This is a genomic window from Salmonella sp. SAL04162 (genome assembly GCF_046551535.1).
GTDB classification, from domain to species: Bacteria; Pseudomonadota; Gammaproteobacteria; order Enterobacterales; family Enterobacteriaceae; genus Salmonella; species Salmonella enterica.
The window spans coordinates 168,043-179,270 of record NZ_JBGDVX010000008.1; the positions used below are offsets into that span (position 1 = coordinate 168,043).

Annotated in this window: 7 protein-coding genes; 4 read left to right on the forward strand and 3 right to left on the reverse strand. The window is 53.2% G+C overall.

The window, feature by feature from the left end:
• Positions 1 to 14: 14 nt before the first annotated feature.
• Together acrD and narQ are read right to left on the reverse strand one after the other, a co-directional pair.
• Positions 15 to 3,128: a multidrug efflux RND transporter permease AcrD gene (acrD, locus tag ACLJRH_RS17180; protein ID WP_023136447.1), complete on the reverse strand. Its 3,114-nt coding sequence runs from the start codon at positions 3,126 to 3,128 to the stop codon at positions 15 to 17.
• A 184-nt stretch (positions 3,129 to 3,312) separates the two neighbouring features.
• Positions 3,313 to 5,013: a nitrate/nitrite two-component system sensor histidine kinase NarQ gene (narQ, locus tag ACLJRH_RS17185; RefSeq protein WP_023223131.1), complete on the reverse strand. Its 1,701-nt coding sequence runs from the start codon at positions 5,011 to 5,013 to the stop codon at positions 3,313 to 3,315.
• Between the two features lie 185 nt (positions 5,014 to 5,198).
• Between narQ and aegA the strand changes: the two genes are divergently transcribed.
• Positions 5,199 to 7,160, forward strand: a complete 1,962-nt coding sequence (gene aegA, locus ACLJRH_RS17190) for a formate-dependent uric acid utilization protein AegA (protein ID WP_023223130.1) — start codon at positions 5,199 to 5,201, stop codon at positions 7,158 to 7,160.
• 448 nt (positions 7,161 to 7,608) lie between these two features.
• Here the strand turns inward: aegA and pbp4b are convergent, their stop codons facing one another.
• Positions 7,609 to 8,907: a penicillin binding protein PBP4B gene (gene pbp4b, locus ACLJRH_RS17195; RefSeq protein WP_000673298.1), complete on the reverse strand. Its 1,299-nt coding sequence runs from the start codon at positions 8,905 to 8,907 to the stop codon at positions 7,609 to 7,611.
• Between the two features lie 203 nt (positions 8,908 to 9,110).
• Here pbp4b and nudK point away from each other — a divergent pair, with 203 nt between their 5' ends.
• The 3 genes from nudK to ACLJRH_RS17210 all read left to right on the forward strand — a co-directional run bounded on the left by nudK (position 9,111) and on the right by ACLJRH_RS17210 (position 11,213).
• Positions 9,111 to 9,686 carry a GDP-mannose pyrophosphatase NudK gene (nudK, locus tag ACLJRH_RS17200; RefSeq protein WP_000084033.1) on the forward strand — a complete coding sequence of 192 codons (576 nt, stop codon included), beginning with the start codon at positions 9,111 to 9,113 and terminating at the stop codon, positions 9,684 to 9,686.
• 124 nt (positions 9,687 to 9,810) lie between these two features.
• On the forward strand, positions 9,811 to 10,854 hold the full coding sequence (locus ACLJRH_RS17205) for a DUF1176 domain-containing protein (protein ID WP_001270669.1): 1,044 nt from the start codon (positions 9,811 to 9,813) through the stop codon (positions 10,852 to 10,854).
• Between the two features lie 128 nt (positions 10,855 to 10,982).
• Positions 10,983 to 11,213: a hypothetical protein gene (locus tag ACLJRH_RS17210; RefSeq protein WP_000700635.1), complete on the forward strand. Its 231-nt coding sequence runs from the start codon at positions 10,983 to 10,985 to the stop codon at positions 11,211 to 11,213.
• Positions 11,214 to 11,228 lie beyond the last annotated feature (15 nt).

The window sequence follows — 11,228 nt, forward strand, 5'->3', positions numbered from 1 at the left end:
GGCTGGCCAGGAGCTTATTCCGGGCGCGGCTTCAGCGGGAAGCGGCGACGTATCAGCACGAAAAACAGGGGGACAAAGAAGATAGCCAGAATGGTTGCTGAGATCATTCCCCCCATCACGCCGGTTCCGACAGCATGTTGGCTACCCGAGCCTGCCCCGGTGCTGGTGGCCATCGGCAATACGCCAAAGATAAACGCCAGCGAAGTCATCAGTATCGGTCGCAGGCGCTGGCGGCTGGCGTACAGCGTGGCGTCTAACAGCGCGTGTCCCTTCTGATTCATTTCGTTGGCGAATTCCACAATCAGAATCGCGTTTTTCGCCGAGAGGCCGATAACGGTCAACAGCCCCACCTGGAAGTAAACATCGTTTTCCAGCCCGCGCATCCAGGTGGCGAGTAACGCGCCGATGACCCCGAGCGGCACAACCAGCATCACCGAGAAGGGCACCGACCAGCTTTCATACAATGCCGCCAGACACAGGAAGACGACTAATAGCGAAATAGCGTACAGCGCAGGCGCCTGCGCGCCGGAGAGCCGTTCCTGGTAAGACATGGCTGTCCATTCCAGGCCAAAACCGCCCGGTAGCTGATGTACCAACGACTCCATGACATCCATCGCCGTCCCGGTACTGACCCCCGGCGCGGCCTCTCCGACAATTTCTACCGCCGAATAGCCGTTATAGCGTTCCAGACGCGGCGATCCGGTTTCCCAGCGCGAGGTGGCGAAGGCGGAGAAGGGGACCATGCCGCCGTCTTTGTTACGGACATACCAAAGATTAATATCATCCGGCAACATACGATATTTCGCTGCGGCCTGAACATAGACCTTCTTCACGCGGCCCCGGTCCATAAAGTCGTTGACGTAGCTCGATCCCCAGGCTGTTTGCAGGGTGTCGTTGATATCGTCAATTGATACGCCCAGCGCCTGCGCTTTTCGTTGGTCAATATCAATTTGCAGTTGCGGGCTGTCGTCCAGGCCGTTGTGACGCACGCGGGTCAAGGAACTGTTTTTCCCGGCCAGCTCAATGAGTTGATCTCGTGCGGCCATCAGCGCGTCATGGCCTGCTCCGGCGTGATCCTGTAATTCCATATCAAAACCGGCGGAGCTGCCCAGACCGCTAATTGCCGGCGGGCTGCTGGCGAAGACGCGAGCTTCTTTAATCTGGTTAAACGCTTTTGTCGCCCGCTCAATAATGGCGAACGAGGAGCCGGTGGTGGGATCGCGCGCGTCCCAGTCTTTCAAGCGAACAAACATGCGCGCGACGTTTTGCCCATTCCCGCCAGGGCCGGAACCTACCGTCGAGAAGACCGACATAATGTTGTCTTTCTCATGGGTGAAGTAATAGTTTTCAACCTTTTCAACGACTTTCAGGGTCTGCTGTTGCGTAGAACCGCTCGGTAGCTGGATAGACGTAGTGAACATGCCCCGATCTTCTTGCGGTAGAAAGGAGGTGGGGAGACGCAAAAACAGGAACACCATGCCGCCAAGCAACAGAACATAAATCAGAATCCAGCGCAGGCTGCGATGCAAAATTTTCGCTACGCCTTTCTCATAACGTTCGGCATTACGATTGAAGGTACGGTTAAACCAGCCGAAAAATCCGCGTTGCCCGTGTTGTTCGCCTTTGTTCAACGGTTTTAATAACGTTGCGCACAGCGCCGGCGTCAGGATCATGGCGACCAGCACCGACAGCACCATTGCCGAGACAATGGTAATAGAAAACTGACGATAAATCGCCCCGGTGGTACCGCCAAAGAACGCCATCGGCACGAATACCGCAGACAGCACCATCGCAATACCGACCAGCGCCCCCTGGATCTGCCCCATGGATTTGCGCGTCGCTTCACGCGGCGTGAGCCCTTCTTCGCTCATGATACGTTCGACGTTTTCCACCACCACGATGGCATCGTCGACCAGGAGCCCGATCGCCAGCACCATCGCGAACATGGTTAATGTGTTAATACTGTAGCCAAACGCGTAAAGCACGGAGAAGGTGCCCATTAATACCACCGGCACGGCGATCGTCGGAATCAGCGTGGCGCGAAAGTTTTGCAGGAACAGGTACATCACCAGGAAAACCAGCGCGATAGCCTCCAGCAACGTTTTGACCACATCGATAATCGAGGCTTTAACAAAGGAGGTGGTTTCATACGCGATCTTGTATTCCAGGCCGTGAGGGAAGTACTGCGCCAGCTCGTTGAGGCGATCCAGCACCAGCTTCGCGGTCGCCATTTCATTCGCGCCGGAAGCCAGCTTAACCCCAAGACCGGAAGCCGGATTGCCGTTAAAACGGCTGAGGTAGTCATACTTTTCCGCCCCCAGCTCCACGGTGGCGACATCGCCCAGTTTGACCTCGGAACCGTCCTGATTAACGCGCAGGGTGATATCGCGAAATTGTTGCGGCGTTTGCAGCAGTGACTGCGCATTAATGGTGGCGTTCAGCGCCTGCTTGTCGACCGAAGGCGTACCGCCAAGCTGCCCGACGGCGATTTGCGCATTCTGCGACTCAATTGCATCGGTCACGTCTTTCGTGGTCATCTGAAAACTATTCAATTTGGCCGGATCGAGCCAGATACGCATAGAGTACTGTGAACCATAAGCGTCAATATCGCCCACGCCGTTGACGCGGCTGAGCGGGTCCTGAATATTACTGGCGACGTAGTCGGCGATATCCTGCTTGTCCATAGAGCCGTCGGTAGAGACGAAAGCGATGGTCAAAATATTAGTATCGCCCGTTTTGCGTACCGTGACGCCTTGATCCTGTACTGCCTGCGGCAGTTTACGCATCGCGGACTGTAACTGGTTTTGCACCTGCTGAACCGCCTCATCAGGATCGGTTCCCGCAATAAAGCTCAGGGTGATGGTCGCCTGCCCGGTTCCGCTGCTTTGTGATGACATGTACATCAGATTATCGAGGCCCGTCATATTCTGCTCAATAACCTGGGTTACGGTATTTTCCAGCGTTTGCGCCGACGCTCCCGGATAATTCGCGGTAATACGTACGTTGGGCGGCGCCAGATCGGGATATTGTTCAACAGGTAAAGAAAAAATGGCTAACGCCCCTGTCAGACACAACAGGATAGCCAGCACCCAGGCAAAAATGGGGCGATCGATAAAAAAATTCGCCATTAAAGGGGAACCTCGTGTTTCTACATATCGTTATAGATTTGAACTGCTTCACTGTAGCGGCAAGCTACGAGCCAAACGTGGAGAAATAAAGGAGATAATGTAAATTATCATGCGCTTTTACAGCATACTTTTTGTGCCAACGCCGGAAAGCCTGACATCTGGCCTTCCGGCGATTTGCCGTTCTTTACGTTAACTGACTCTCTTCCTTGCTGGAGGAGCGAAAACTGATACTGACCAGTGTGCCGCCGCCGGAGGGTTGCGAAAAATTCAGCGTGCCGCCAAGGCGCTCCGCGCGCTCACGCATTATATTCAGACCATAGTGTCCGGCAGGCTCATGCGGTTCGCCGATACCAATGCCATTATCGCGAATATAAACAGTATGATCGCCGTCAGGCGCGGTGACGCAGCTCACGGCGATTTCGCTCGCGTTGGCGTGTTTAATGGCGTTCAGGACCGCTTCACGCACAATTTGCAACAAATGCACCTGCATTTGCGCATCCAGTGCCAGCGTGGGTAAACGGCAATCCAACGTGAGTTTGGCTGGGGTCTGACTCTGTAAATCTTCCAGCATCTCATGCAATGCGGAGGGTAAATCGGCCTGCTGTAACGTCAGACGGAACGTGGTGAGTAGCTCGCGAAGCTGACGGTAGGCGTCGTTCAGCGCTCTGGAAAAATCCGCCATGATGCTTTGCGCGCCGGCGTTATCTTCTGGAATGGCGCGCTTCAAAAGCGTTAACTGAATACGTAAATAAGAAAGTACCTGCGCCAGCGAATCGTGTAGCTCACGGGCAATTGTCGCGCGCTCTTCCATTAACAAAAGTTGCTGAAAGTGTTTTTGCGCCTGATTAAAGTACAAACCACGCCCCAGCATCGTGGAGACGCTGTTCAGCAGCGGCGTAGAGGCATTAACGTTGGGGCTTTGCCAGTGGAGTTCGCCATAGACCGTGTCCTGCATCGTCACTGGCAGCATTTGCATCGGCAGGTCGGGGCTTTGCGTGCCTTCGCTAATCCGCCAGTTATCGCCCACGGTTAACTCCAGATACCAGGCGGCGTCATGTTCACGGACAATTTGCAAAATATGGCGAAAACAGTGGACATCGATTTGGCTGGTATTCAGCGCCTGGGAGCACTGGTATAACACCTCCAGGCGGCGATGCGCTTCGTGCAGATCGTGCGTTTTTTCTTCCACCGAGGCTTCCAGCGAACGGTAAAGTTTATGCAGCTCGCTCGACATCTGACTAAACGTTTTCGCCAATAATCCCAGCTCATTGGGTAAGCTGGTATCCAGCGGCAGCGGGGCGAACTGACCATGTTCAATACGCTGACTGGCGGTGACCAGTTGATTCAGCGGGCGAACGACCTGCTGGCGAATACGCCGTAGGGTAAAAAAGACCAGCGTAAATATGCCGATACCGCCCGCCAGCGATATGGCGACGACCAGCATGACTTTACGCTCGGCGTAATGCTGTAACGCCAGAACGAAGAGATCAATTTGATCGACGTAATTGTTGATATTGATCTGATACCAGGCAATGTCGCCGTCCTGTAGGCGGCTATTCATCTCCAGCCAGTTGGCGTGCAGGCGCGCGTAGCGAGTTTTCACCGCCTGCGGCACATACCAGGCGTTGAGATTTTGCAGTACCGGCGAGTTGAGCGCGTGCTGGAAAAGTTGACGATGCGCATTAATCTGCGGGCTACGGCTTTGCAGATCGTAACCCAGCCGATAGCTCTGCATTCGTAGCGAACCGGCGATATTGATCGCTTCGGCATCCCGTAAACTGCTGGTCAGCGTCAGTAATGCGCTGCCGGTGGACAGAATAGACAACAGCACAATATAGAAAAAAGCCTTAGCCAGACTGGCTGAGACCGGGCGTTTAACCGTCACGCTGGCACTCCCCGCATTTAGCTGAATCGCAATTGCATTTGCTTTGAAATAAATTGATCTGCCACAGGTTCTGGACAGATAGTTGTGCTTCCTGGGCAGATGAACATTGCCGACCCCGCCTTCGTCAGTTAATAACAATGCTCATATAAAGAATAAGGTTTTTACAACCAAAACAGAAGGATGCCATGAATCGTTTTATTATGGCCAATAGCCAGCAGTGTCTGGGCTGCCATGCCTGCGAGGTCGCCTGCGTAATGGCTCACAATGATGAGCGACATGTCCTGACGTCACAGCGCTATCAGCCCCGAATTACTGTCATCAAACATCAGCACCAGCGCAGCGCGGTCACATGTCACCATTGCGAAGATGCGCCCTGCGCCCGTAGCTGTCCGAACGGCGCGATCGCGCATATTAACAACAGCGTGCAGGTCAATGCGCAGAAGTGCATCGGCTGTAAATCCTGCGTCGTCGCCTGCCCATTCGGCACCATGCAGATGGTATTGACGCCCGTCGCGCCAAACCAGTTCAAAGCCAGCGCGCATAAATGCGATCTGTGTCAGGGACGTGAACAGGGTCCGGCCTGCGTGGAAAATTGCCCGGCGGATGCGCTGCAATTGGTCACCGAAGACTCGTTGACCCGTCTGGCTAAAACGCGACGGCTGCGTACCGCCCGGCAGGAGATTCGCCCCTGGCATACCGTGGATACACAACACAGTGGGACAGCAAGCAGCAAAGTCGAGCGTATGCAGGCGACGCCGCCGCGCGGCGAACCGGATAAACTGGCGATTGAAGCGCGTAAAACCACCTTTGAGGAAATTTATCTGCCGTTTCGCGCCGCGCAGGCCGAGCGTGAAGCGTCCCGCTGCCTCACATGCGGGGAACACAGTATCTGCGAATGGACCTGTCCTCTGCATAACCATATTCCCCAGTGGATCGAACTGGTGAAAGCCGGCGATATTGATGCGGCGGTAGAGCTTTCCCACCAGACCAACTGCCTGCCGGAAATTACCGGGCGCGTCTGTCCGCAGGACCGGCTATGCGAAGGCGCGTGTACACTCCGCGATGAGTATGGCGCGGTTACCATCGGCAACATTGAGCGCTATATCTCCGATCGCGCTCTGAGCAAAGGCTGGCGTCCCGACCTGTCGGACGTACAGAAGAGCGATAAGCGCGTGGCGATTATCGGCGCGGGGCCGGCAGGTCTTGCCTGCGCTGACGTGCTGGCGCGCCATGGCGTAAGCGCCACCGTCTACGATCGCCATCCGGAAATCGGCGGTTTACTCACCTTTGGTATTCCGGCTTTCAAACTGGATAAATCTCTGCTGGCGCGCCGTCGGGAGATCTTCAGCGCGATGGGGATTCGTTTCGAGCTTAACTGCGAAGTAGGGAAAGATATTTCTCTGGAGACGCTGCTGGAGAGTTATGACGCCGTCTTTGTCGGGGTAGGAACCTATCGTTCCATGAAGGCTGATTTACCGAATGAAGACGCGCCGGGGGTATATGATGCGTTGCCATTCCTCATCGCCAATACCAAACAGGTGATGGGGCTTCCGGCGTTGCCTGACGAGCCGTTTATTGATACTGCGGGTCTTAACGTGGTTGTGCTGGGCGGCGGTGACACCGCAATGGACTGCGTACGTACGGCGCTGCGTCATGGCGCAGCCAACGTCACCTGCGCTTATCGCCGCGATGAGGCCAATATGCCGGGGTCGAAAAAAGAGGTGAAAAACGCGCGTGAAGAGGGCGCGAACTTTGAATTTAACGTTCAGCCGGTTGAGTTGGTGCTGGATACGCACGGGCGCGCCAGCGGTATTCGCTTTTTGCGTACGCGGCTTGGCGAACCGGATGGTCAGGGGCGACGCCGCCCGGTACCTGTACCGGACAGCGAGTTCGTGATGCCGGCGGATGCGGTCATTATGGCGTTTGGTTTTCATCCGCATGGTATGTCGTGGCTGGAATCGCATGGCGTGAAGGTGGATAACTGGGGACGTATTGCCGCCAGCGTCGAGAGCGAGTTTCGTTACCAGACGTCCAACCCGAAAATTTTCGCCGGCGGCGATGCGGTGCGCGGCGCCGATCTGGTGGTGACGGCGATGGCAGAAGGCCGACATGCCGCGCAGGGGATACTCGACTGGTTAGCTAAATAAGCGTATTTGTAGGCCGGTTAAGGCCTGGAACGGTTAAATGATTGAGTGATAAAAAATCTTAAACTTATTGGCTAACCTTACTCCGTTTGCAGAAATGTTGACGCTCGCAGGGCTGGACGCCCTGCGATAAACATTTTCCCGTCGGGTCGACGTTTAACAGGCCTGATGAGGCCAATCTTAGTATTGAAAATAGAGTGTAAATTGAAGGAAGGGACGCTATCAGAATCCCTTCTTAGAGCCTATCCCATTACGGCTATTTTACTTGCCATTTTGGTCCTGGGCAGTGCTCGCCAAAACGCGTTAGCGTTTTGAACGCCGCTAGCGGCGGCCCGAAGGGCGAGCGTAGCGAGTCAAACCTCACGTACTACGTGTACGCTCCGGTTTTTGCGCGTTGTCTGTGTTCAAACTGGCTGCGTCAATAACGCCTGGTGGGATAGGCTCTTAATTTTTATTTTAAGGAACCATATATCCGGTCAACAATCCAGCCATACGTCGCCGCAGGTAATAATCCACTGACAAAAACATTCGGATTTACTTTAGGATTTGCTACCGGCGAGTGCGGCCTGTTACCTAAAATCACAATCGCCATATGATTAACCGGATCGATAGACGTCAGCGTTCCGGTCCATCCGGTATGTCCATACGTTTGCGGACTGGCTAATACCCCGAACGTGGGGGTCATTGAGGCGTTGCCGTTAACGCGCCACCCCAGACCAAAGGTAGCGTCTTCTGGCGAGCGGCGAGTAAACTGCGCAACCGTTTTGTCGTCGAATAGCTTCACGTTACCGTAGCCGCCCCCATTGAGCATGACTTGCATTAACACAGCCATATCATGGGTGTCAGAAAACAGTCCGGCGTGTCCTGAAACGCCGCCCATTGAGTACCAGGCTTTTTCATCATGCACCTGGCCCCATAGTGTATTGGTGCGAATATTGGGGAAATGAATCACGCCGTCACGCGTATTGCCGTGTAGTTCCGTTGCGGCGATTTGCGGCGGCGTGAAGCCTTTCATCAGCGGGTTAAAGACGGTATGTTTTAATCCGAGCGGTTTATAAATGGTGGTTTCGACGTAGCGATCTAATGGCATTGCCGTTATCGATTCAACGATAAAACCAAGAATCATATAATCTACGTCGCTGTAGATATGCTTTGACCCAGGTTGATATTCCAGCGGCGTCTTTTTAATCATCTCCAGAGTAGTGCTTTTACTCTGTGAAAATAATTTACCGGCGACGTTTTTATTGGGATATTGTGGGTCGGCAGGAAAGCCCGCGACGTGATGAAGAATATCAATAATGCGGAGTTTATCTTTGCCTTTTATTTTATCCCCAGGCATATCCTTAAAGCCGGGGATGTATTTTGATACCAAATCATTGACATCTATTTTCCCTTCATACACCAGTTTTTGCAATGCAAAGTTAGTGGCATACATTTTTGTGTTTGAAGCCAGGTCATACATCGTGTTAGTGGTCGCCCGAATGGGATGGGCTAACAGCGTGGAACCGTCATATTTTTTGGCATAGCCCCAGGCTTTTTGTAGAACAATATGATTATCTTTTATCACCAGAAGATTAATACTGGGATATCCGGCATCAATTTGATTTTGAATCCAGCCATCAAGTCGGTGAAGTTTTTGGCTATCAAATCCCACCTGATCAGGGCTCGCGGTGGTCAATACCGGATACTCAACGGCAAAAGCTGAAAGGGAAAACGTCAGTAGAACCGTCGCAACGAGAGTAAATTTCATGATGATTCCCTCAGTCTCACTCCGGCCGTCAAATCATATCGCGAGCATGGACTCTGCGGCCCGGAGAAGCAGAATATGGTCATGGCAGTGACAGAAAAATATGGCTGTACGTCCGTTCAGTTGGCATTAAGGATTAACCCTTCAGCAGACAAAACCGGCCTCACGGCGTAATATTAATGCTCTTTTTACACCCTGGAGCCAGCATGTCGCAAACCATTACGCTTATTAAGGATAAAATTCTTTCTGATAATTATTTCACTCTGCGCAACATTACCTATGACCTGACCCGTCGTAATGGCGAGGTTATCCGTCACAAGCGTGAAGTTTACGATCGCGGGAATGGCGCAACCATTCTGCTTTACAACTCAACTAAAAAAACCGTGCTTCTGGTTCGTCAGTTTCGCGTGGCGACATGGGTCAACGGTAATCAAGACGGTATGTTAATTGAAACCTGCGCTGGCCTGCTTGATAACGACGAGCCGGAGGTCTGTATCCGTAAAGAGGCCATTGAAGAGACAGGGTATGACGTTGGTGAGGTACGCAAGATATTTGAGCTTTATATGTCGCCAGGCGGCGTCACGGAGCTGATTCATTTCTTCATTGCCGAATATCATGATAGCGAGCGTGCCAGCATCGGCGGCGGCGTGGAGGACGAAGAGATTGAGGTGCTTGAACTGCCGTTTTCCCGGGCGCTGGAAATGGTGCGCTCAGGTGAGATTCGGGACGGTAAGACCGTGTTATTGCTTAACTATTTACAGACGTCTCATCTAATGGACTGAAAAAAAAGAAATATATTTCTTTACACAAAAAAGACCAATCCGATAAATCTGATTGAGAACCCTGAGGCGCGCAAGGAAGATACCGCCTTAGCTGTGTTGTTCTGAATCTGGGGTTGTTCCGTTCATGCGCTACCGCGTTATTCTTTTTTGTCTGTTTGGCCTGTTGCCGGTCCAGCTACTGTGGGCTGCGCCTGCGCAACGGACTTTTTCCGACTGGCAGGTCACCTGCAATAACCAAAATTTTTGCGTAGCGCGCAATACTGGCGAACATCATGGGCTGGTGATGACATTAAGCCGCAGCGCCGGGGCGCGTACCGATGCGGTACTGCGTATCGACCGCGGCGGTTTGGCGCCGCCCGACGCCAAAGAAGCCGCAATTGCGCCTCGCTTATTGCTGGATGGCAAACCGCTTTCGTTCAACAGTCCACACTGGCGCGTGTCGCCCTGGCATCTCATGACCGGCGATCCTGCCACCATCACCGCATTTTTACAGACGATTCAGGATGCGCAAGCTATCACCTTAAAAAACGGCGTTCAGACGCTTTCGCTGGCGGGATTAAAAGCGGCATTACTGTTTATCGACGCGCAACAAAAACGTGTGGGCAGCGAAACCGCCTGGATTGAAAAAGGAAACGAACCGCCGCTCAGCGTGCCCCCGGCACCGGCATTAAAGGGGATCGCCGTGATTAATCCAACGCCCGTACCGCTGAGTGAGGAAGAACGCGACGATCTGCTGGACTACGCAGCATGGCGGGTAAACGGCATTCGTTGTTCGCTTGACCCGCTGCGTCGTGAGACGCAGGTCAGCGCGTTGACGGATGATAAAGCGTTATTGATTGTTAACTGCGAAGCCGGCGCCTATAACACTATTGATCTCGCCTGGGTAGTTTCACGCAAAAAAACGCTCGCCTCGCGCGCCGTACGTTTGCGGCTGCCGTTTAATCGCGGCGTCGAAAGTAATGACATGGAGTTGATGAACGCCTTCTTTGACGAGAAAACGCGCGAGCTGGTGACGTTGGCGAAAGGGCGGGGGTTAACCGACTGTGGTATCCAGACGCGCTGGCGTTATGATGGCGATCGTTTTCGTCTGGTACGTTATGCCGAAGAACCGAGCTGCGATAGCTGGCACGGGCCGGATGCCTGGCCTACGCTGTGGATCACGCGTTGAATCCTGGTTGTTATCCCCCTTTTCAGAATAGGGATACACCTATTGAGGTTTCATTTATGGTATAGAGATTGCTACGTTACGGTAGGATTGTTATTTTACCCGATAGCCTCACCACAGCAGGAAATAGTATGAAAATAAATAATGGCCCCGTATTATGCCCCCATTGTGGCTGCCTGAGCGCTTATTATGAAATAGATCGGCTGGCGGCGATAAGAGAAAAAGTGAATAAAGAAGGCGGATCAGCGGCGTGGGATTCAACATTGCAGGCGCATAAAAAAAAGGCCTTTTGCCTGATGTGCCATAAATCCATTGATGAGGTCGTCATCGGGCAGTCAGATGCGCCTGAGTCTACGAAGTAATTTTGCACAGCCTAC